The following is an 18,942-nucleotide window of genomic DNA, read 5'->3' as shown; positions in this document are numbered from 1 at the left end:
AGGTGCCCCCTCCCTGCCAGGGAGGGGGTGGTGCGGTCGAGAAGACTCGAACTTCCACGGCCTTTCGGCCACAGCGACCTCAACGCTGCGCGTCTACCAATTCCGCCACGACCGCATGTTTGTCGGCCTTCTCTGAACAAGAGGGCCGGTGGCAAGGCGCGTGCCTCTAGCAGCGCCCTTTGAGCAGCGCAACCGCCGATGGATCGTTCCATATTGGAGCAAAGGTAAACAGCCCGTTTACCTTTTGGCGCGCCATTCGTAGCCTTGGTTGCAATGCTGCCCCTCGCGCTCCTGACCGTTCTTGCGGCGAACACGGCGACACCTCCGTCGCCGCCGCAGATGGCGGGCGCGCAGACGCAAGCCCTGGTGCAGATCATCATCGCTGCCGAAGTACGCGACGGGCGGACCAATGCGCCCCATCAGCGGACCGTCCGCACCGACGAAGCCGGGCAGACGCAGATCCTGCTTCAGTTCGAGTAGGTCAGGCGCCGGCCGAGGTGATCGGCTTGCAGCGATCGAACTTCTTGTCCTTGTCGAAATACAGCTCGAGACAGGCGGCATCGCTCGGCACGTCGAGATTGGCGCTGTTGAAGCTGGCACTTGCACCAGGCGCCAATTGCTGAGGCGAAATGGCGATGGTCCAGCTGTAGACCACCTTCTGTTCCAGGCTGCGCAGGCGGGCGTTGAGCGGCGGGACAGGCACGGTCTTGTCGGTTTCGTTGCGGACGACGCCGCTGACCTCGAACAACTGGTTGCCGCTGGCGAGCTGGGTGCGGCCATTCTGCTGGATCTGCACCATCAGTTCATCCGAAGTGGACTGTGCCAAGCCGAGGCGACCCTTCAGTTCGGTCGGAGCAAGGAAATAGATGGCGGCGGCCAACGCGGCGATCACGACCAGCAGGATGCCGAGCACCATCGGCCATTTGCGGCGCGGTTCGCCATCCTCGGCTTCGGTGGCGAAGGGGCTGTAGACGTCGTCGGCCTCCGTCCGTCCGGCTCGCATCGGGTGCGAGGATCGGACGTCTTCGGCCGGAGATTCTCGCTCAGTCTGCTGGGACAGGTCGGCATCCACCGGCACCGCTGTCTCGGGATAAGGCTCGGGCGCCGCGGCGACTTCTTGCGGCATGGAGGCCGCGGTTTCGGGCTCGCCGAGCATGCTGGCGGAGGGCGTTTCCGTGCGGTCGGTATGCAGGTCGTCGTTGGCATCGCTGACCGAAGCGTCGTTGGACGGCGGCGCCGTATCGCCTGAACGGCTTTCCCATTCCGCACCGCGATCGTCGCCGAATGGGAAAGGCGTGGGGTCGCTCGCGGCGGCGCTTTGGCCGGCATCGAGCTGGCTTTCGATCTCTCTTTCGGCGCTGGGATCGGGATCCTGGTGCCAGCTATGCTTGCACTGGGCGCAACGAACCGTGCGGCCGGCGGGCGGGATCGCACCGTCCTTGACCACGTAGCGCGTCCCGCACGATGGGCAGGTCAGGATCATGGGCCGGGCGCTTTCTCTTGTGAAACGGGTACTGAAACGATGCGTAACCTTTTCGTGAATCCATTGGCAAGCTAGACGCGGCTCTGAAGCACAAGAAGAAGAGGGGGCGGTCCTGGCCGCACTGGTCGAGTTCGACGGCGTGGGCTTGCGATATGGGACCGGCGCGGAGGTGCTGGCCGGCCTCGATCTGCGCCTTGCGCCGGGCGGCTTCTATTTCCTCACCGGTCCGTCCGGCGCCGGCAAGACGTCACTTCTGAAGCTTCTCTATCTTGCCCAGCGCCCGACCCGCGGGCGGCTGCGGCTGTTCGGCGAGGATGTCGGCGAAGCGCCTCGCGAAGCGCTTCCGGCGTTTCGGCGCCGGATCGGCGTGGTGTTTCAGGATTTCCGCCTGGTCCGGCATCTGTCGGCCTTCGACAATGTCGCGCTGCCGCTGCGGATCGCCGGCTATTACGACCGTGAGATCGAAGGCCCGGTGCGCGAGATGCTGGCTTGGGTCGGCCTCGCCGACCGGGCGAGTGCGCGACCGCCGACCCTGTCGGGCGGGGAGCAGCAGCGTGTCGCGATCGCCCGCGCGGTGATCGCCCGGCCCGAACTGCTGGTCGCGGACGAGCCGACCGGCAACGTCGATGCTGCCATGGCCGATCGCCTGATCCACCTTTTCGAGGCCTTGAATCGTCTCGGCACCACCGTGGTGGTCGCGACCCACGACCTGTCGCTGATCGGCGCGGTCAAGGGCGCGCGCATGATGCGGCTCGAGAATGGGCAGCTGTCCGACCCTACCGGCGAACTGCGCAATCCGCCGACCCGGTCGCCCGAGGAAAACCAGCCATGAAGGCCGCGCTGTTGCCGCCGGCCTCGATGCGTCGCCTGCTGCCCGAGCAGAAGCGCCGCGCGGCGCCGTGGATCGTCGGGCTGATGACCTTTGTGAGCCTGGTGGTCGGCGTGGCCGGCCTGGCCGTGCTGGGCGCGGTGACCGACCTGTCGTCATCGGCCGCCGGGCGCTGGTCGCTGCAGGTGACGGGCACGCCGGCCGATGCCGCGCGGGCCGAGGCGCTGCTGCGCAGCACGCCGGGCGTTACATCGATCGACCGGGTGCCTGACCAGGAGCTCCGCAAGACGCTCCGCGCGTGGCTCGGCCCCGCCTCGGAGCAGCTCGACCTGCCGCTACCGGTGCTGGCCGACGTCAGCGTGACCGGCGGCGGAGAAGCGGCCGCGTCGCGGCTGGCGCGGGCGGTGCCGAACGCGCGTCTGACGCCTTATTCGTCCGAATTGGCCCCGCTCCTCGACACCTTGCGCGGACTGGCGGTGCTGGTCGCGGGACTGCTGATCGTGCTTGCCGCAGCGCTTGCAGGAGCGGTGACACTGGCAGCGCGGGCGATGCTCGACACCAATCGCAGCACGCTCGACGTGCTCCACGGCATCGGCGCGACCGACGAGCAGCTTTTGTCCTTGGTACAGCGCCGGATCGCGGTCGATGTACTGGCCGGGAGCGCGGCGGGCGTGGTGGCGGCGGCGGTGGTGCTGATCGCGGCGCTAATCCCGGCACGCGGCCTGCTCGGCGGCGCGGCCGGAGCGCCAGCACTGGCCGCAGGCGGGCTTGCGTTGCTGGCGCTGTTGCCACTCCTTCAAGCGGTTTTTGCGACCCTGGTTGCCAGACGCGCGCTTCAGCAGGCATTGGCGCGAGGCTTATGATCCTTCGCCTGACGGCCTTTCTCGCGCTCCTCTACGCGCTCGGCTTCGCGCTATTCAGCGTGACCTTGGCCAAGCCGGCCGAGGCGACGCGGACCGAAGCGGTGGTGGTGCTGACCGGCGGCAAGGGCCGGATCGAGCGCGGCATGGCGATCATGAAGCGCGGCGAGGCCAAGCGGATGCTGATCTCGGGCGCCGATCCCAGCGTCACGCGAGAAGATCTGGCGCGGCGACTAGGCCGGGGCACGCTCAAGACCTTGCGCTGCTGCGTCGATCTGGGCTCGGAAGCGGTCGATACCCGCAGCAATGCCGAAGAAGCGCGGCGATGGATGATCAAGCGGGGTTATCGCTCTCTGCGGCTGGTCACCAGCGACTATCACATGCGCCGAGCGGCCTATGAGTTTGCGAGCGATCTGCCGGACACGACGATCATCGAGGACGCGGTGCAGACCCGGCCGAGCCTGCTGCTTCTGTTCAAGGAATATAATTTCTATCTGGTGCGCCGGGCGGCGTTCTGGCTGGACATGTAGAGTAGTTCGATGGCCCTGATCCGTTCGATCCTGTATTTCCTGATCTTCTATCCCGGCACGATCCTTTATTGTGTCGCGACCCTGATTGCCGCGCGGTTCGGCAGCGGCCCGGTGCGCAAGGTAATCCGCGGCTGGGCGTCGTTTCACCATATCCTGGTCACCCGCCTGCTCGGCATCCGGTTCGAGATGGAAGGCGAGATTCCTGACGGCCCGTATCTCGTTGCCTTCAAACATCAGGCGATGGTGGAGACGATCGAGACGCTACTGCGGGTAAAGACGCCGGTGGTGGTGATGAAGCAGGAATATGTGAACACCCCGCTGCTCGGGCCGACGATGAAGAGCTTCGGTGTGATTGGCGTCGATCGCGAAGCTGGCGCCAGTGCGCTTCGCGAGATGATGCAGCGGGGGAAACAAGCCATCGCGGAAGGCCGCCCGGTGGTGATCTTCCCCGAAGGCACCCGCGTACCGGTTGGCGAGACGCCCGAGCTTCGTCCCGGCTTCGCGGGGCTGTATCGCGCGCTTGGCTTGCCTGTGGTGCCGGTGGCGCATGACAGCGGCAAGGTCTGGCCCAAGGGGCTGGTCAAATACCCCGGCGTGATCCGCTTCAAGGTCGGCGAGACCATTCCCGCCGGCCTCAAGCGCGCCGAGATCGAGGAACGGGTCCACTGCGCGATCAACGCGCTCGAAGCCTAGGTCCGGAGCGTCGCCCCGAGTTTCGCTGCGGCTGCGACGACCTTGTCCGATAGCGCCGCGAGATCGGCCTCGGTCAGCGTCTTGTCGGTCGGTTGCAGCGCGACTTCGAGCGCGAGACTGAGGTCGCCGCCCGCCGGTTGATAGCGGTCGAACACGCGGACGTCGGTGATCAGCGTCTTGTCGGCCCCGCGGATGGTGCGGACCAGGTCGCCGGCGGCAAGACCATCGGGCACCACGAACGCGAAATCGCGAGTCAGCGGCTGCAACGCAGGCGGAGTGAAGGCGGGGCGAGCGCGGCCCTTGTCTCGGGCCGCCGGTAGCGCGTCGAGATAAAGGTCGGCGGCCTGCGTGCCGGCGGGCAGGTCGAGGGCCTTGGCGAGCGCAGGATGCAGTTCGCCGAAGCGCGCCAGTTCGGCCTTGCCCAGCCGCAGCGTCGCCGAGCGGCCGGGGTGGAAGGCGTCGCCAGCGCCCTGCGCGAGCTGGAGGTTGGCGACCGGCGCGCCCGCTTCGCCGAGGAGGGCGAGGGCTGCCGCCTTGACGTCATAGGCATCGAACGGGCGCGCCTTGCCCGACTGCCATGAACGCGGGTCAGCGTCGCCGGCCATCAGCAGCGACAGGGTCGGGCGTTCGGCGTCGGCAAGATAGCGGCGGCCGAGTTCGAACAAGCGGACACTGGTGGCGCCGCGCGACAGGTTGCGGGCGGCCGCGCGGGCGAGGCCGGGGAGGAGCGAGGGGCGCATGACCTTCATCTCCTCGCTGATCGGGTTTGCGAGGACGTGCGCCCCGCCGCCGAACAGGGCGGCATCGGCCTCCGAGATAAAGCTCCAGGTGATCGCTTCGTTGAAGCCGCGTGCGGCGGCGGCACGGCGGACCCGGCGCTCGAGGCGCTGGGAGGGCAGGGCGACCGCCTTGGCGACACCGGCGTCGCGCGGCAAAGGGGTCGAGGGCAGGAGGTCGAGCCCGGCGACCCGGGCGACTTCCTCGACCAGGTCGGCCTCGCCATCGATGTCCGGGCGCCAGCCGGGGACGGTCCAGCCGTTCGGCCCGCTCTGGAAGCCAAGCGCGGTCAGGATGCGGTTCTGCTCGTCGGTCGGCAGGCTGAGGCCGGCGAGGCTTTCAAGCCGCTCCGAACGCAGGGCGATCGTGCGCGGTGCGGTGACCTGGCTCCACCGGGAAGAGGTCGCCATGCTGCGCTGGCTCGGCGCTCCACCGCACAGTTCGACGATCATCGCCGTCGCGGCGTCGGTCATCTCTTCGAGCGTCAGCGGATCGACCCCGCGCTCGAAGCGGGCGCGGGCGTCAGTGTGGACCTGGTGGCGCTGCCCGGTGCGGGCGATGGCGACAGGATCGAACCACGCGCATTCGAGCAGGACGTCGGTGGTCGTTTCGGTGACCCCGGTCGACACCCCGCCGACCACCCCGCCGAGGCCGAGCACGCCGCTGTCGTCGGCGATGACGCAATCGTCGGCGACCGCTTCGTACGCCTTGTCGTTGAGCGCATCGAAGCGCTCCTGCCTGCCGCGACGGACCGTGATTCCGCCCTTCAGCAACGCCGCGTCATAGACGTGAAGCGGGCGAGCCTGGTCGATCGAGAAGAAATTGGTGACATCGACCAGTGCCGAGATCGGACGCAGGCCGACGGCGCGGAGGCGGGCCTGCAACCAGTCGGGCGAGGGGCCGTTCTTGACGCCGCGGATCAGGCGCGCGGCAAAGGCTTCGCAGCCACTGCCTTTCTCGATGGTGATCGCGACTGGATTGGCGCCGTCTTCCGCCAGCGGGCGCACCGGGCGTTCGCGCAGGGTGCCGAGGCCGGCTGCAGCGAGGTCGCGGGCGATGCCGCGGACGCCGAAGCAGTCGGGGCGGTTGGGCGTCACCGCAATGTCGAACACCGGGTCTTCGAGCCCGGCATAAGCGGCATAGCTCTGCCCGACCGGCGCTTCGGCCGGCAGTTCGATGATCCCGTCGTGCCCGGTGCCCAGTTCGAGCTCGCGCTCGGAGCACATCATGCCATTGCTCTCGACCCCGCGGATCGCCGCGACCTTGAGCGTGAAATCGCTGCCGGGAACGTAAGCGCCCGGCGGCCCGAATACGCCTTTCATGCCCGCGCGGGCATTAGGCGCGCCGCAGACGACCTGCATCGGGCCGTTGCCGGCATCGACCTGCAGCACCTGCAACTTGTCGGCTTGCGGATGACGCTCGGCGCTCAGCACTTCGGCGACCACGAAGGGCGCGAGCTTCTCGGCCGGATTGTCGATCCCTTCGACCTCGAGCCCGAGCGCGGTCAGCTTGTCGGCGATCTCCTGCACCGACGCATCGGTGTCGAGGTGATCGCGGAGCCAGGACAGGGTGAACTTCATGCGCCCACTCCCGCGCTCAAGGTGGGTACGGCCAGCGCGCTGAAGCCGTAATGCTTGAGCCAGCGAAGGTCGCCGTCGAAGAATTGGCGCAGATCGTTCATGCCATATTTGAGCATCGCCAGCCGATCGATCCCGGTGCCGAACGCAAAGCCTTGCCATTCATCGGGATCGAGCCCGGCGGCGGCGATCACGCGCGGATGGACCATGCCGCTACCCAGCACTTCCATCCACCCTTCGCTGCCTCCGACCACGCGGCGGCCGTTTTCCATCGACCAGCCGACATCGACCTCGGCCGAGGGTTCGGTGAAGGGGAAGTAGGAGGGCCGAAGCCGGATCGCGATGTCGTCGCGCTCGAAGAACGCCTTGAGAAAGGTCTCAAGCGTCCACTTGAGATGACCCATCGTGATGTTGCGGTCGATGACGAGGCCTTCGACCTGATGGAACATCGGCGTGTGAGTGGCGTCGCTGTCCGAGCGATAGACTCGCCCCGGCGCGATCACGCGCAAGGGGGCGCCGTGCCTCTGCATCGCGCGGATCTGCACCGGCGAGGTGTGGGTGCGCAGGACAAAGGTGCCCTCGACGCCCTCGCGCGGCTCGACATAGAAAGTGTCGTGCATGGCCCGCGCGGGATGAATCTCGGGCATGTTGAGCGCGGTGAAGTTGTACCAGTCGCTCTCGATCTCGGGTCCTTCGGCAACCGCGAAGCCGAGATCGGCGAAGATTTCGGCCAGTTCGTCCATCACCTGGCTGACCGGATGGACGCTGCCCTGCGGCTGTTCGGCGGCGGGGAGCGAGAGGTCGAGGCGCTCGGTCGCCAGTTTGCGGTCGAGTTCGGCCACTTCCAGCGCCGCCTTGCGCGCGTCGATCGCGGCGGCGACTTCGGCGCGCTGGCCTTGGATCGCCGGGCCCTGCGTCTGGCGCTCTTCCTGGCTCATTTGCCCCAGCGTCTTGAGCAAGGCCGTGACCCAGCCGCTCTTGCCCAGCGCCGCCACCCGCTCGGCGTCGAGCGAAGGGAGGTCGGACGCGGCGGCGATGCGCTGAAGGGTGGATGCGAGATCGGACATGGCGGCGGCGTTTAGCGGCTGGTGTCGGAGGTGCAAAGGTCAGGCCACGAACGGATAGGGCGAGATGGTCTTGCGATTTTCGTGGACCGCAAGCTGCGCGCCCGCCGGCGGGGTGGCGCGAAAGGCGCAGTCGAGGCGCGGGCAGATCGAGCAGGCCGGACCGACCGGAGTCACCGGCGCGCGGTCGAGATCGATGCCTTCGGCGCAATGCAGCTTGTGCGCATGTTCGATGCTGCACCCCAGACCGATGGCGAGAAGGCCGCCCGACAAGGCGCTGCGGATCGGTCGTTCGATGGTTCGGGCAACGGTGAAGTAGCGGTGGCCGTCGGGTGTTTCGATCAACTGGGTCACCGCTTGGCCCGCCGACTGGAAGGCGACGTGGAGGTTCCAGCGCGGGCAGGTGCCCCCGAAGCGCGAAAACGGGAAGCGCTCGCCCGCATAGCGTTTGGACACATTTCCGGCGGGATCAATCCGCAGCATGAAGAACGGAATGCCTCGGGCGCCCGGCCGGCCGAGGGTGGTGAAACGGTGCGACACCTGCTCGACGTTCGCGCCGAACTCGGCGGTGAGGCGGTCGATCGAATAACGGAAGCGCTCGGCGGCGGCGAGAAACGTGCCATAGGGCATCATGATCGCGCCCGCCGCATAATTGGCGAAGCTCATGTGGAGAAGGTGGCGGGTGCCCGCATCGGGCGGCCGCGCGCTGTCGAGCAATCGGGCGATGATCGGATGAAATTCTAGCAGGGAGAGCTGGTAGGCGATGCCGAAGGTCTTGTTCTCGGGTCGTAGCAGCGAGGACAGCATCAGCAGGCGGCGTTCCGGATCATAGACCTGGCTCGCGCCCTGCAATTCCTCCGGCCCGACCACCGTGACCGACACCCCATAGGCTTCCTTGAGCCGGCGGCGGAGCGGTTCGGCGACCGACAGCGGGTCGCCAAGGGCGCCGCCCAGTGTCTCGGCACCTTCCTCGAGCTCGGGAAAATGATTGGCGCGCGACTGGATGAAGTCGCGAACCCACGTCTCGGGCGTGATCAGCGCGCGTTCGTCGTCGTCGGGACCGATCGCCGTCGGCGCCAGCCGCCGTTCGCGTAGCGCGGTGTAGAGGCGGGTGACGCCTTCCGCGACTCCGGGGCTGTTATCGGCCAGCTCGACGATCTCCTGCCGGCCGATCTGGAGGTCGGCGAACATCGGGTCGGCAAATACTTCGGACAATTGTTCGGCCGACCCCTGCTCCCCACCGTCGCTGGCGAAGCTTCGGATATCCACTTCGAATCGCTCGGCCAGGCGCAGCAAGACAGCCGCGGTCACCGGGCGTTGGTTGCGCTCCAGGTGATTGAGATAGCTTGGAGAAATGCCAAGTAAGCCCGCCATGGCGGTTTGCTGCAGACCGCGGTCGCGGCGGAGACGCTTCAATCGCGCGCCGAGGAAAAGCTTGTTCGCCATGACCTGTATTCTGTCAACGTCGCTACAATCCTACAAGTCACGATATGACAAATGAGCTTTTTTCGCCGAGCCCGACTCGCGCTGGCAATGTTTCAAGGCGTCACGACATTTCATTTTGAGGAGCCCGACATGGGTCAGCGTTATTGGGTCATCGGCGGCGAATATCGCGACTGCGCCTTCAGCGAGATCGAGCCCGGCACGGAGCGAATCTGCGGTCCGTTCGGCGACGAACTCAAGGCCCGCATGGAATGGCAGCGCCTGACGTTTCGCGACAAGTGCGCGGCGACCGAACGCTACACCATCGCCATGGAACCGAGCGCCGCGCGCGCCTGACAATCTTTGACTAACCAAGGCCGCCGCCCGTCCGGCGACATCGTTTCAGGGGGTAAGAGTTTGTCCTATCAGTCCGAAATCAGTTCCGCCGCGCAGCTTATCGGCGGCAATGGCGATCCGTGGAAAGGCATCGATGCCGAAGCGGTCGCGCGTATGCGCCTTCAGAACCGCTTCGCGTGCGGCCTCGATATCGCCCGCTACACCGCCGGCATCATGCGCCTCGACATGGCCGCCTATGACGTCGATCCGGCGGTTTACACGCAGTCGCTCGGCTGCTGGCACGGCTTCATCGCGCAGCAGAAGATGATCGCGGTGAAGAAGCATTTCGGGACGACCAAGGGGCGTTACCTGTATCTCTCGGGCTGGATGATCGCCGCGCTTCGTTCAGAGTTCGGGCCGCTGCCCGACCAGTCGATGCACGAAAAGACCTCGGTCCCCGCGCTGATCGAGGAAATCTACACCTTCCTCCGTCAGGCCGATTCGCGTGAACTCAGCCTGCTGTTCCGCGATCTCGACAAGGCGCGCGCGGCAGGCAACGAGGTCGAGGAGCAGCGCCTGCTCAAGGCCATCGACGCGCACGAAACCCATGTCGTGCCGATCATCGCCGACATCGACGCCGGCTTCGGCAATGCCGAGGCGACCTATCTCCTTGCCAAGAAGATGATCGAAGCGGGCGCTTGCGCGATCCAGATCGAGAACCAGGTCTCGGACGAAAAGCAGTGCGGTCACCAGGACGGCAAGGTCACCGTGCCGCACGAGGACTTTATCGCGAAGCTGCGGGCGGTGCGCTACGCGTTCCTCGAACTGGGCGTCGAGGACGGCATCATCGTCGCGCGCACCGATTCGCTCGGCGCCGGCCTCACCAAGCAGTTCGCGGTCAGCAAGGAAGCCGGCGATATCGGCGACCAGTATAACGCCTTCCTCGATTGCGAAGAGATCGACGACGTCGCGCAGGCCAATGGCGACATCCTCATCAACCGCGGCGGCAAGCTGATGCGGCCCAAGCGGCTGGCGTCGGGGCTGTTCCAATTCCGCTCTGGCACCGGTGAAGATCGCTGCGTCCTCGACTGCATCACGTCGCTGCAGAACGGCGCCGACCTCATCTGGATCGAGACGGAAAAGCCGCACATCGAGCAGATCGCCGGCATGGTGGACCGCATCCGCGAGGTCGTGCCGAACGCCAAGCTCGCCTACAACAATTCGCCGTCCTTCAACTGGACGCTGAACTTCCGTCAGCAGGTGTATGATGCGTGGGCAGCGGACGGCCGCGACGTGTCGGCCTACGACCGCGCCAAACTCATGAGTGTCGACTATGACGGCACCGAGCTTGGCGCCGAGGCGGACGAGCGCATCCGCACCTTCCAGCGCGATGCGGCGGCGCGGGCGGGGATTTTCCACCATCTCATCACGCTCCCGACCTATCACACGGCAGCGCTGTCGACCGACAATCTTGCGCGCGAGTATTTCAGCGACGCGGGGATGCTCGGCTACGTCAAGAACGTGCAGCGCGAAGAGATCCGCCAGGGCATCGCCTGCGTGAAGCACCAGAATATGTCGGGGTCCGACATCGGCGATGACCACAAGGAATATTTCGCCGGGGAAGCCGCGCTCAAGGCCGGCGGCGCCAACAATACGATGAACCAGTTCGCCGCTTGATCGGCGCCTGGTAAAGAGTCCCCAGCGCGGCGGTCCGGGCGTTCGTCCCGGGCCGCCGTTTCCCATTCGCTAAAGGAAGTCCGCGTCCATGACTGCGCCCGCCACCGCCGATCAACTCACCGTCGATCCCATCCTTGCCGCGTTCATCGACGAGGACGTGCTGCCAGGCTTGGGGATCGAGGCGGCGGGGTTCTGGGACGGCGTGGCGAAGCTCATCGGCCACTTCGCGCCGCGCAATGCCGCGTTGCTGGCCAAGCGCGACGAGATGCAGGTGACGATCGATGCCTGGCATCGCGAGCAGCGCGGCAAGCCGCACGACCCGGCGGCGTACGAAGGCTTCCTGCGCGAGATTGGTTATCTGGTCGATGAGCCCGCGCCCTTCAACATTGGCACGCGCGAGCTCGACGCGGAGATCGCTACGCTGGCGGGTCCGCAGCTAGTGGTGCCGATCCTCAACGCGCGCTTTCTCCTCAACGCCGCCAACGCGCGGTGGGGGAGCCTATACGACGCCCTTTATGGCACCGACGCTATGGGCAGCACGCCGCCGGGCGGAGCCTATGACCAGGCACGAGGGGCCGAGGTCGTCGCGGCGGCACGGCGCTTCCTCGATGAAACGCTTCCCGGCTGGAAAGACGCGGTGCAAGGGAGCGACCACACGAACTTGGTCGCCCGCGATCACAAGGCAGTGTTATTCCAGCACCACGGCCTTCACATCGAAGTGTTGATCGATTCCGATCACCCCATCGGCCGGGACGATCCCCTGCACATTGCCGACGTGATCCTCGAAAGCGCGCTCAGTACCATTTGCGATCTCGAGGACAGCGTCGCAGCGGTCGATGCCGAGGACAAGGTCGCGGCCTATCGCAACTGGCTGGGCCTGATGCGCGGCGATCTGTCGGCGAGCTTCGACAAGGGCAGCCGGACGCTCGAACGGACGATGAACCCCGATCGCAAGGTCGCCGACGTCACGCTGCCGGGGCGCAGTCTGCTGCTGGTGCGCAACGTCGGCCACCTCATGACCAACCCCGCCATTCGTCTGGCCAACGGCAGCGAGGCGCCTGAGGGAATCATCGACGCGATCGTCACCAGCCTGATCGCGCTGTACGACCTGCGTGGGCTGGGCTCGCATCGCAACAGCCGTGCGGGGTCGATCTATATCGTGAAGCCCAAGATGCACGGGCCCGAAGAAGCCGCCTTCACCAACGATCTGTTCGATGCGGTGGAGGTTTTGCTCGGCCTAGAGCGCCATACCATCAAGGTCGGGGTGATGGACGAAGAGCGGCGAACGAGCGCTAATCTCGCCGCGACCATCCATGCCGTGCGTGACCGCATCTTCTTCATCAACACCGGCTTCCTCGACCGCACCGGCGACGAACTGCACACCTCGATGCTGGCCGGGCCGATGATCCGCAAGGCGGGCATGAAGGAGAGCGCCTGGATCAAGGCGTATGAGGCGCGCAACGTCGCGATCGGGCTGGCCTGCGGCTTCAGCGGCAAGGCGCAGATCGGCAAGGGGATGTGGGCAGCGCCCGATCGGATGGCCGACATGCTGGAGCAGAAGATCGGTCATCCCAGGAGCGGGGCGAATACGGCCTGGGTGCCGAGCCCGACCGCGGCGACGCTGCACGCGATGCATTATCACCAGGTCGACGTGTTCGCGAGGCAAGGCGACTTGGCCGATAGCACGATCCCGCCGCTTACCAACCTGCTCACTATCCCGCTCGCCCCCGGTACCAATTGGTCGGAAGAAGAGATTGCCGAAGAGCTGGACAACAATTGCCAGGGCATCCTCGGCTATGTCGTCCGCTGGGTCGATCAGGGCGTCGGCTGTTCCAAGGTGCCCGACATTCACGACGTCGGACTGATGGAGGACCGAGCGACGCTGCGGATCAGCTCGCAGCACCTCGCCAACTGGCTGCTGCACGGGGTCTGCACCGCCGAGCAGGTCGAGGCCTCGCTGCGGCGGATGGCGGCCAAGGTCGACGCGCAGAATGCCGGCGATCCGCTGTACCGTCCGATGGCCTCCGATCCCGAGGGGAGCCTGGCGTTTCAGGCCGCCCGCGCGTTGGTGTTCGCAGGGCTGGAGCAGCCAAACGGCTATACGGAGCCGCTGCTTCACGCTTATCGTGCCAAGGTGAAGGAGCGCGATGGAGTGGCCTGAACTCGACCCCGCCCGCGATGCGGGAACGTGGCGCGTGCTGCATCTGGCCAGCCAGATGCTCGGCAAGCTGCGGGTCGCGCATAGTGATTGGGTCAATCACGGCTGGCACGTCGCGCTGCAGCCAGCCGCCAATGGGCTGGCGACATTGCCCATCGCGGCGGAAGGCGGACGCTTCTCGCTGTCGCTCGACCTGTGCAATCACCGCATCCACCTGCTGGTCAGCGACGGGCGCAGCGATAGTGTGCCGCTTGCGCAGCCGAGCATTGCAGCGCTGCATGCCGAACTGATCGACATGCTGGACCGCCACGGCTTGCCGAGCCGCTTCCACGGGACGCCCAACGAGTTGTCCGATGCCGTGCCCTTCGCGGAGGACGAGCGCCCGATCGACTATCGCGAGGACAGTGCGGTGCGGCTGCGCGAGGCGTTGCGGGTCGTCGTTCCGGTGTTCGAGACCTTCCGCGCGGGCTTCGCCGGCAAGGTCAGCCCGGTGCATTTCTGGTGGGGCAGCTTCGATCTTGCGGTAACCCGCTTCTCCGGCCGGCCCGCACCCGATCATCCCGGCGGAGTGCCTGGCCTCCCCGACCGCATCACCCGCGAGGCCTATAGCCACGAGGTGTCGAGCGCCGGTTTCTGGCCGGGCGGGGCGTTCGGAGCAGACCCGATCTTTTACAGCTATGCCTATCCCGCGCCCGACGGGTTTGCCGAGGCGGCGGTCAGCCACGGCGCCTTCGACGCGGGGCTGGGCGAGTTCGTGCTGCCCTATGCCGAGGTGCGTTCAACAGCCGACCCTGCGGACACCCTGCTGAACTTCCTCAAGCAAACCTACGTCGCCGCGGCCGATCTGGCGCAATGGGACCGCGCCGCGCTGGAACGCGAGCCGATCGCCCCCTGACCAAACGAAAAGGGCGCCCCGGTTGCCCGGAACGCCCTCATCTGTTCACCGAAGCGAGACGCTTACGCGGCGGCCTGAGCCGAGCGATCGCCACCGTTAGGGAGCGCATTCTTGGCCTGCGCGATCAGCGCGCTGAACGCGGCGCCTTCGTGCATGGCCATGTCGGCCAGGACCTTGCGGTCGAGGTCGATGCCCGAAAGCTTCAGCGCGTGCATGAACTGGCCATAGGTCAGGTTCTCGGCGCGAACCGCAGCGTTAATGCGCTGGATCCACAGGGCGCGGAAGCTCCGCTTCTTCACCTTGCGGTCGCGGTAGGCATACTGCCCGGCCTTTTCGACTGCCTGGCGAGCGATTCTGATCGTGTTCTTGCGGCGGCCGTAATAGCCCTTCGCCTGATCAAGAATCCGCTTGTGCTTGGCGCGGGTGGTTACACCCCTTTTGACGCGTGCCATCTGTCAGAACTCCTTACTTGAGACCGTAGGGGGCCCAGAGCTTCACGCGCGCCGTGTCGGCGACTGCGAGAACTTCGGTGCCGCGGTTCTGGCGGATGTACTTGGCGTTGTGGCTGATCAGCCGGTGGCGCTTGCCAGCGACTCCGTGCTTCACCTTGCCGGTGGCGGTGAGCTTGAAGCGCTTTTTGACGCCGCTCTTGGTCTTGAGCTTGGGCATTTCGTCTCCTGTGCTGCCCGACATGCGGGCGACGTTTCTCACCTGACACGGCAGCCCTCACTGGCCGGCCGGGTGGTTTTTCCAACGATCTGGAAAGCGGGCCCCCTAGCCGCCGAGGGGGCGATTGGCAAGGGCGGGGCTCACCAAGGGACGGTGTTGCCCTCGTAATCATAGAAGGCGCCATTGTCCTTGGCGCTCAACCCGTCGATCACCTTGCGCATGCCGGCGATGCTCTGCTCCGGAGTCACCGGCGCATTGCTACCGCCCATTCGGGTCTGCACCCAGCCCGGATGCAGCATCGCCACGGCCAGATCGGGATTGGCGAGCGCCAGCGTCTTCCACGCCATGTTGAGCGCGGTCTTGCTGGAGCGATACGCGAGGAACCCGCCCGAGCTATTGTCCTCGAGCGAGCCCATGCGGGTGCTGACCACGATGAGCTTGCCTTGCGCCGCCTTCACCTCGGGCAACAGGGCCTTGGCGAGGAGATAGGGCGCGACCGTGTTGACGGCGAAGGTGTCGAGCCACTCCTCGGCGCCGTCCGCTTCGCCGACATCGCGCGGTCCGTAGGTGCCGGCGTTGGCGATCAGGAGGTCGAGCGGCCGGCCTGCCCGCACTGCGCTTACCGCCTCGGCATCGGTCAGGTCGAGGGTGCGAATTTCGGCGCCCAGCACCTCGAGCTCGGGCGAGCTTTCGCGCACGGTGGCGATCACCTCCCAGCCCGCCTCGCGATACTGGCGGACGAATTCGAGGCCGAGCCCGCGATTGGCGCCGGTGACGAGAAGAGTGGGCATGGGTGAGGTCGCTTTCCGGTCTTTGCTGTTGTGGCAGCGATAACGCACGGAGCGGCCAAAGCTCCTGCCCTTTGTGCCGTGGCGAACCGCTGGCTGGATACGCGCGTTTACGGTAAACAGGGTGCTTCTTCGTTCTTTCAAGAAGGGAGGCCGACATGAGTGCGGACGAGCGTCACTATAATGCGGAGCAGGTGACCGGGGCACGACAGGAAGGGGTTGTGCGTTGGATACTCATCATCTCGCTGCTGCTCATCATCGTGGCCATGTCGGCGATGTGGATCGTGCCAGCCCTTACCGGCTGAGCCTCGCCCGCTTCGTCGCTGCGCAAAGCGGCGTCTACGACCTTGCGCTTGCCGAGCTTCGTGCGGGCGCCAAGCGGACCCACTGGATGTGGTTCGTCCTGCCGCAACTACGCGGTCTGGGGCACAGCATGATGGCCGACCGTTATGGCCTTGAGGAAATCGACGAGGCACGTGCGTATCTCGCGCATCCAGTTCTTGGCGCCCGCCTGCGTGAATGCGTGGCGGCCTTGCTGACCCATGCCGGGCGCCGCACCGCCGCAGAGGTGATGGGCGTGGTCGATGCGATCAAGCTGCACAGCAGCCTGACCCTGTTCGAAGCGGCCGGCGGCGGCCCGTTGTTCGCGCGCGCTTTGGACGTATTCTATGGCGGTGAGCGGGATCGGCGGACGCTGGCGATGGTGGGTTGAACACAGACGTCTCGCGGTTCCGCTTGCCATAAGGCCCGGATCGGAGTTGTTACGGGGTCGTGCCGACGCCGCCACCGCCTCTTTCGCCGCCTGCCCGCCTGGTCAAGCAGGGGCTGGTCAACTGGTTTCGGCGGGGCGGGTGGAGCTGTGAGGGCGTTCTGCCACTGCCGCCAAAGGCCGTAATCATGGGCGGGCCGCACACCAGCAATTGGGACTTCCTGGTCTTTCTCGGCGCCATGGAGACCATGAGCGTCGAGGCGTCCTACATCGGCAAGGCAAGCCTGTTCCGCTGGGGCCCGATGGCCCGCTTCATGAAAGGGCTGGGCGGGATCCCGGTCGAGCGCACGGTCCGCAACGACCTCGTGTCGCAAGTGTCGAGGCGATTGATCGAGGCCGAGCGGATGCTGCTGGTGATCGCGCCCGAAGGAACGCGTGAGCCGACCACTGACTGGCGCATGGGCTTTTACCGCATCGCGCTGGCCGCCGGGGTGCCGATCGTCCCGGGCGGGCCCGACTACATCCGCAAGGTCGCGATCTTCGGGGCGCCGATCATGCCGACCGGCGATCCCGAAGCCGATCTCGCGCCCGCCTTCGACTTCTTCCGCACGCTCGTGCCGCGCTTTCCCGGCAAGGTGCTGTTCCCGGATGGCAGCGGCATGGACGGGCCGCGCGGGGCGGCCTAGGCTTCGGGCCGACCACCACCGCACCCCCGAAGGAACCTGCCGATGCGCCGCTTCGCCCTTGCCGCCCTGCTGGCGCTCGCCGCCGCCGCCCCGCTTCACGCCGCGCTGCCGGTCGGGGCCAAGGCGCCCGACTTCACCACCATGGGCGCGCTCAACGGCAAGCCGTTCACGCTGCACCTCAAGGACCAGCTGAAGCATGGACCGGTGGTGCTGTATTTCTATCCCAAGGCGTTCACCGAAGGCTGCACGCTCGAAGCCAAGGCGTTCAGCGATGCGGTGCCGGCGTTCCGCAAGGCCGGGGCGCGGGTCGTGGGCCTCAGCGCCGACGGGATGGACACGCTCAAGAAATTCAGCGTCGAAGCCTGCCGCGGGCAATTCCCGGTCGCGACCGCCAGCGCCGACCTCATCAAGGCCTATGACGTGACCCTGCCATCGCGCCCGATGAGCAACCGCACCTCCTATGTCATCGGTCGCGACGGGCAGGTGGTGTTCGTCCATTCCGACCTCAGCTGGAAGGACCATGTCGCCAAGACGCTGGCGGCGGTGCAGGCGCTGCGCCGCAAATAAGCCCCGAACGCTCCGAAGCGGGGGCGGTCCTTTACCTCTTGGAAGGCAGCAGCGCGATACAGCGGCTTTCGCCATGGACCGCCGATGACCGCCCTCCCCGCCTCCGCCGAGCCCGACCGCTTCGTCGACCAACGGCAGCATCCGCGGGTCAGCGTCGCGCTGCCGGCCTTTCTGATTCTCGGCGGGCGGCGGTATCCGGTGCAGATCGTCGACCTGTCGGCGGGCGGGGCCAAGATCGATTGCGGGCAGGCGTTGGTCGTAGCGGGCGCGGTGGTCACGCTGAACTGGGGCGGAGCGGGCGCGCAGGGAATGGTGCGCTGGCGCGACGGGCGGCTGGCGGGCCTCGCCTTTGCCGCCGAGCTCGACCCCCGCGATGTCGCGGACCTGGCGCGGCGGGGGCAGGCGCTGGGCGCGAGGATGCGCGGCTAAGCTCCAGGATCACCAAGGTCACATAGGGCGGCCCATTCGCCGTGACCCGTGACCCGGCCACCGCACGAGGGAAACAGCGCCGCGTCAGGGTCACACAAAAGGTCTCACCCTGTGACCCAGCGGGCGGCGGTGGCCGTAATCGATCCGGAACGGGCGAGCCATGATGTCGGCCCACATCAGCGCGAACAGCCCGCCCGGATCACGCGCGCGGAGGCGATGCGCGCTTTCGCGGCTGAGCTCGGCATGCGCCGCCGCCGCGCTCGCCGAGCGGGTGCGTTCGAGCCAATGGAGAAAGACGAGCTGGCGTTCGGGCGTCCAGCCGGGGCGGGAAGGGGCAGGCGTGTCGCGCATCGTTGAGGATAGAGCAGGCCAAATCCTATTAGGAAAGACGGGCCGGCAGCGCTGCGCCGGCCGCCTTGTGTGACCCCGCCGCCCTCCTACCTTGGCCCTAGGCGCTAAGGAGGAAATGGCCATGAAATGCCCCGTCGACGGAAACACCTTGCAGATGAGCGAGCGATCCGGAATCGAGATCGATTATTGCCCCGAATGCCGCGGCGTGTGGCTGGACCGGGGCGAGCTCGACAAGATCATCGCCAAATCGGTCGAAGCCGACGCGCCGACCCAGGTTCCCCAGGCCCCGCAGACCCCGCCGCCGCCGATGTCGCCGCAGGGCGGTCCGTGGACGCAGCCTGGCTATCCGCCGCAGCAGCCTTACGGCCACGACCCGCGTTACGGGCACAAAGGCTACAAGCGGAAGAAGAGCTTCCTCGAGCAGATCTTCGACTGACAACAG

General features: G+C 66.5%; 22 protein-coding genes and 1 tRNA gene. 14 read left to right on the top strand and 9 right to left on the bottom strand.

Annotated features, from left to right (window positions below):
- Window positions 1-28: 28 nt before the first annotated feature.
- Window positions 29-115 (bottom strand) — tRNA-Leu (locus tag V6R86_RS03290).
- A 158-nt stretch (window positions 116-273) separates the two neighbouring features.
- On the opposite strand from V6R86_RS03290, the gene V6R86_RS03285 reads away from it, so the two are divergent.
- Window positions 274-480, top strand: a complete 207-nt coding sequence (locus V6R86_RS03285; RefSeq protein ID WP_338502081.1) for a hypothetical protein — start codon at window positions 274-276, stop codon at window positions 478-480.
- A 1-nt stretch (window position 481) separates the two neighbouring features.
- Here the strand turns inward: V6R86_RS03285 and V6R86_RS03280 are convergent, their stop codons facing one another.
- Window positions 482-1,483, bottom strand: coding sequence for an MJ0042-type zinc finger domain-containing protein (locus V6R86_RS03280; RefSeq protein ID WP_338502079.1), 1,002 nt, complete (start codon window positions 1,481-1,483; stop codon window positions 482-484).
- 112 nt (window positions 1,484-1,595) lie between these two features.
- Between V6R86_RS03280 and ftsE the strand changes: the two genes are divergently transcribed.
- From ftsE to V6R86_RS03260, 4 genes are read left to right on the top strand one after another with little or no spacing between them, the layout of a single operon-like run.
- Window positions 1,596-2,315, top strand: a complete 720-nt coding sequence (gene ftsE / locus V6R86_RS03275; protein WP_338505388.1) for a cell division ATP-binding protein FtsE — start codon at window positions 1,596-1,598, stop codon at window positions 2,313-2,315.
- Window positions 2,312-3,175, top strand: a complete 864-nt coding sequence (locus V6R86_RS03270; RefSeq protein ID WP_338502077.1) for a hypothetical protein — start codon at window positions 2,312-2,314, stop codon at window positions 3,173-3,175. Before ftsE ends, V6R86_RS03270 begins: the two co-directional genes overlap by 4 nt.
- Window positions 3,172-3,702 carry a YdcF family protein gene (locus tag V6R86_RS03265; protein WP_338502075.1) on the top strand — a complete coding sequence of 177 codons (531 nt, stop codon included), beginning with the start codon at window positions 3,172-3,174 and terminating at the stop codon, window positions 3,700-3,702. The genes V6R86_RS03270 and V6R86_RS03265 overlap by 4 nt, the downstream gene beginning before the upstream one ends.
- Window positions 3,703-3,711: 9 nt before the next feature.
- On the top strand, window positions 3,712-4,395 hold the full coding sequence (locus tag V6R86_RS03260; RefSeq protein ID WP_338502073.1) for a lysophospholipid acyltransferase family protein: 684 nt from the start codon (window positions 3,712-3,714) through the stop codon (window positions 4,393-4,395).
- Here V6R86_RS03260 and pheT read toward each other — a convergent pair.
- The 3 genes from pheT to V6R86_RS03245 are packed head-to-tail and all read right to left on the bottom strand — an operon-like array spanning window position 4,392 to window position 9,259.
- Entirely contained in the window at window positions 4,392-6,752 is a 2,361-nt protein-coding gene (gene pheT / locus V6R86_RS03255; protein ID WP_338502071.1) for a phenylalanine--tRNA ligase subunit beta, read from the bottom strand. The genes V6R86_RS03260 and pheT overlap by 4 nt on opposite strands.
- Window positions 6,749-7,816 (bottom strand): phenylalanine--tRNA ligase subunit alpha, encoded by a 1,068-nt coding sequence (pheS, locus tag V6R86_RS03250; RefSeq protein WP_338502068.1) that lies wholly within the window; start codon window positions 7,814-7,816, stop codon window positions 6,749-6,751. The genes pheT and pheS overlap by 4 nt, the downstream gene beginning before the upstream one ends.
- A 39-nt stretch (window positions 7,817-7,855) precedes the next feature.
- Entirely contained in the window at window positions 7,856-9,259 is a 1,404-nt protein-coding gene (locus V6R86_RS03245; protein ID WP_338502066.1) for a helix-turn-helix domain-containing protein, read from the bottom strand.
- A gap of 129 nt (window positions 9,260-9,388) precedes the next feature.
- Between V6R86_RS03245 and V6R86_RS03240 the strand changes: the two genes are divergently transcribed.
- The 4 genes from V6R86_RS03240 to V6R86_RS03225 all read left to right on the top strand — a co-directional run bounded on the left by V6R86_RS03240 (window position 9,389) and on the right by V6R86_RS03225 (window position 14,301).
- Window positions 9,389-9,592 carry a DUF4170 domain-containing protein gene (locus tag V6R86_RS03240; RefSeq protein WP_338502064.1) on the top strand — a complete coding sequence of 68 codons (204 nt, stop codon included), beginning with the start codon at window positions 9,389-9,391 and terminating at the stop codon, window positions 9,590-9,592.
- A gap of 60 nt (window positions 9,593-9,652) precedes the next feature.
- Complete coding sequence (locus V6R86_RS03235) at window positions 9,653-11,248, top strand: isocitrate lyase (protein WP_338502062.1); 1,596 nt, start codon at window positions 9,653-9,655, stop codon at window positions 11,246-11,248.
- An 88-nt stretch (window positions 11,249-11,336) separates the two neighbouring features.
- Window positions 11,337-13,409 (top strand): malate synthase G, encoded by a 2,073-nt coding sequence (locus V6R86_RS03230; protein WP_338502060.1) that lies wholly within the window; start codon window positions 11,337-11,339, stop codon window positions 13,407-13,409.
- Window positions 13,396-14,301, top strand: coding sequence for a DUF5996 family protein (locus V6R86_RS03225; RefSeq protein WP_338502058.1), 906 nt, complete (start codon window positions 13,396-13,398; stop codon window positions 14,299-14,301). Before V6R86_RS03230 ends, V6R86_RS03225 begins: the two co-directional genes overlap by 14 nt.
- A gap of 62 nt (window positions 14,302-14,363) precedes the next feature.
- Here V6R86_RS03225 and rplT read toward each other — a convergent pair whose 3' ends face one another.
- The 3 genes from rplT to V6R86_RS03210 form a co-directional block, all read right to left on the bottom strand.
- Window positions 14,364-14,753, bottom strand: coding sequence for a 50S ribosomal protein L20 (gene rplT, locus V6R86_RS03220; RefSeq protein ID WP_338502057.1), 390 nt, complete (start codon window positions 14,751-14,753; stop codon window positions 14,364-14,366).
- 13 nt (window positions 14,754-14,766) lie between these two features.
- Entirely contained in the window at window positions 14,767-14,970 is a 204-nt protein-coding gene (gene rpmI / locus V6R86_RS03215) for a 50S ribosomal protein L35 (RefSeq protein WP_114227521.1), read from the bottom strand.
- Window positions 14,971-15,110: 140 nt separating this feature from the next.
- A complete protein-coding gene (locus tag V6R86_RS03210; protein WP_338502051.1) occupies window positions 15,111-15,761 on the bottom strand; it encodes an SDR family oxidoreductase in 651 nt (216 codons plus the stop codon).
- A gap of 298 nt (window positions 15,762-16,059) precedes the next feature.
- Between V6R86_RS03210 and V6R86_RS03205 the strand changes: the two genes are divergently transcribed.
- The 4 genes from V6R86_RS03205 to V6R86_RS03190 all read left to right on the top strand — a co-directional run bounded on the left by V6R86_RS03205 (window position 16,060) and on the right by V6R86_RS03190 (window position 18,149).
- Window positions 16,060-16,470 (top strand): DUF1810 domain-containing protein, encoded by a 411-nt coding sequence (locus V6R86_RS03205; protein ID WP_338505386.1) that lies wholly within the window; start codon window positions 16,060-16,062, stop codon window positions 16,468-16,470.
- 185 nt (window positions 16,471-16,655) lie between these two features.
- Window positions 16,656-17,153: a 1-acyl-sn-glycerol-3-phosphate acyltransferase gene (locus V6R86_RS03200; RefSeq protein ID WP_338502049.1), complete on the top strand. Its 498-nt coding sequence runs from the start codon at window positions 16,656-16,658 to the stop codon at window positions 17,151-17,153.
- A 42-nt stretch (window positions 17,154-17,195) separates the two neighbouring features.
- Complete coding sequence (locus V6R86_RS03195; protein ID WP_338502047.1) at window positions 17,196-17,720, top strand: peroxiredoxin; 525 nt, start codon at window positions 17,196-17,198, stop codon at window positions 17,718-17,720.
- 84 nt (window positions 17,721-17,804) lie between these two features.
- On the top strand, window positions 17,805-18,149 hold the full coding sequence (locus V6R86_RS03190; RefSeq protein WP_338502046.1) for a PilZ domain-containing protein: 345 nt from the start codon (window positions 17,805-17,807) through the stop codon (window positions 18,147-18,149).
- Window positions 18,150-18,239: 90 nt separating this feature from the next.
- Here V6R86_RS03190 and V6R86_RS03185 read toward each other — a convergent pair whose 3' ends face one another.
- Window positions 18,240-18,500, bottom strand: coding sequence for a hypothetical protein (locus tag V6R86_RS03185; protein WP_338502044.1), 261 nt, complete (start codon window positions 18,498-18,500; stop codon window positions 18,240-18,242).
- Window positions 18,501-18,615: 115 nt separating this feature from the next.
- On the opposite strand from V6R86_RS03185, the gene V6R86_RS03180 reads away from it, so the two are divergent.
- Window positions 18,616-18,936 (top strand): zf-TFIIB domain-containing protein, encoded by a 321-nt coding sequence (locus V6R86_RS03180; protein WP_338502042.1) that lies wholly within the window; start codon window positions 18,616-18,618, stop codon window positions 18,934-18,936.
- Window positions 18,937-18,942: the final 6 nt, after the last annotated feature.

This window comes from Sphingomonas kaistensis, assembly GCF_036884275.1.
GTDB classification, from domain to species: Bacteria; Pseudomonadota; Alphaproteobacteria; order Sphingomonadales; family Sphingomonadaceae; genus Sphingomicrobium; species Sphingomicrobium kaistense_A.
Note: the sequence above shows the minus strand (reverse complement) of the source record. Positions and strands in the feature narration are given on the sequence as shown.

Bases quoted from the DNA above. Each gene is read 5' to 3' on its own strand.
- V6R86_RS03285 (WP_338502081.1), top strand. From the start codon at position 274: ATGCTGCCCCTCGCGCTCCTGACCGTTCTTGCGGCGAACACGGCGACA.
- V6R86_RS03280 (WP_338502079.1), bottom strand. From the start codon at position 1,483: ATGATCCTGACCTGCCCATCGTGCGGGACGCGCTACGTGGTCAAGGAC.
- V6R86_RS03270 (WP_338502077.1), top strand. From the start codon at position 2,312: ATGAAGGCCGCGCTGTTGCCGCCGGCCTCGATGCGTCGCCTGCTGCCC.
- V6R86_RS03265 (WP_338502075.1), top strand. From the start codon at position 3,172: ATGATCCTTCGCCTGACGGCCTTTCTCGCGCTCCTCTACGCGCTCGGC.
- V6R86_RS03260 (WP_338502073.1), top strand. From the start codon at position 3,712: ATGGCCCTGATCCGTTCGATCCTGTATTTCCTGATCTTCTATCCCGGC.
- pheT (WP_338502071.1), bottom strand. From the start codon at position 6,752: ATGAAGTTCACCCTGTCCTGGCTCCGCGATCACCTCGACACCGATGCG.
- pheS (WP_338502068.1), bottom strand. From the start codon at position 7,816: ATGTCCGATCTCGCATCCACCCTTCAGCGCATCGCCGCCGCGTCCGAC.
- V6R86_RS03245 (WP_338502066.1), bottom strand. From the start codon at position 9,259: ATGGCGAACAAGCTTTTCCTCGGCGCGCGATTGAAGCGTCTCCGCCGC.
- V6R86_RS03240 (WP_338502064.1), top strand. From the start codon at position 9,389: ATGGGTCAGCGTTATTGGGTCATCGGCGGCGAATATCGCGACTGCGCC.
- V6R86_RS03230 (WP_338502060.1), top strand. From the start codon at position 11,337: ATGACTGCGCCCGCCACCGCCGATCAACTCACCGTCGATCCCATCCTT.
- V6R86_RS03225 (WP_338502058.1), top strand. From the start codon at position 13,396: ATGGAGTGGCCTGAACTCGACCCCGCCCGCGATGCGGGAACGTGGCGC.
- rplT (WP_338502057.1), bottom strand. From the start codon at position 14,753: ATGGCACGCGTCAAAAGGGGTGTAACCACCCGCGCCAAGCACAAGCGG.
- rpmI (WP_114227521.1), bottom strand. From the start codon at position 14,970: ATGCCCAAGCTCAAGACCAAGAGCGGCGTCAAAAAGCGCTTCAAGCTC.
- V6R86_RS03210 (WP_338502051.1), bottom strand. From the start codon at position 15,761: ATGCCCACTCTTCTCGTCACCGGCGCCAATCGCGGGCTCGGCCTCGAA.
- V6R86_RS03200 (WP_338502049.1), top strand. From the start codon at position 16,656: ATGGGCGGGCCGCACACCAGCAATTGGGACTTCCTGGTCTTTCTCGGC.
- V6R86_RS03195 (WP_338502047.1), top strand. From the start codon at position 17,196: ATGCGCCGCTTCGCCCTTGCCGCCCTGCTGGCGCTCGCCGCCGCCGCC.
- V6R86_RS03190 (WP_338502046.1), top strand. From the start codon at position 17,805: ATGACCGCCCTCCCCGCCTCCGCCGAGCCCGACCGCTTCGTCGACCAA.
- V6R86_RS03185 (WP_338502044.1), bottom strand. From the start codon at position 18,500: ATGCGCGACACGCCTGCCCCTTCCCGCCCCGGCTGGACGCCCGAACGC.
- V6R86_RS03180 (WP_338502042.1), top strand. From the start codon at position 18,616: ATGGCCATGAAATGCCCCGTCGACGGAAACACCTTGCAGATGAGCGAG.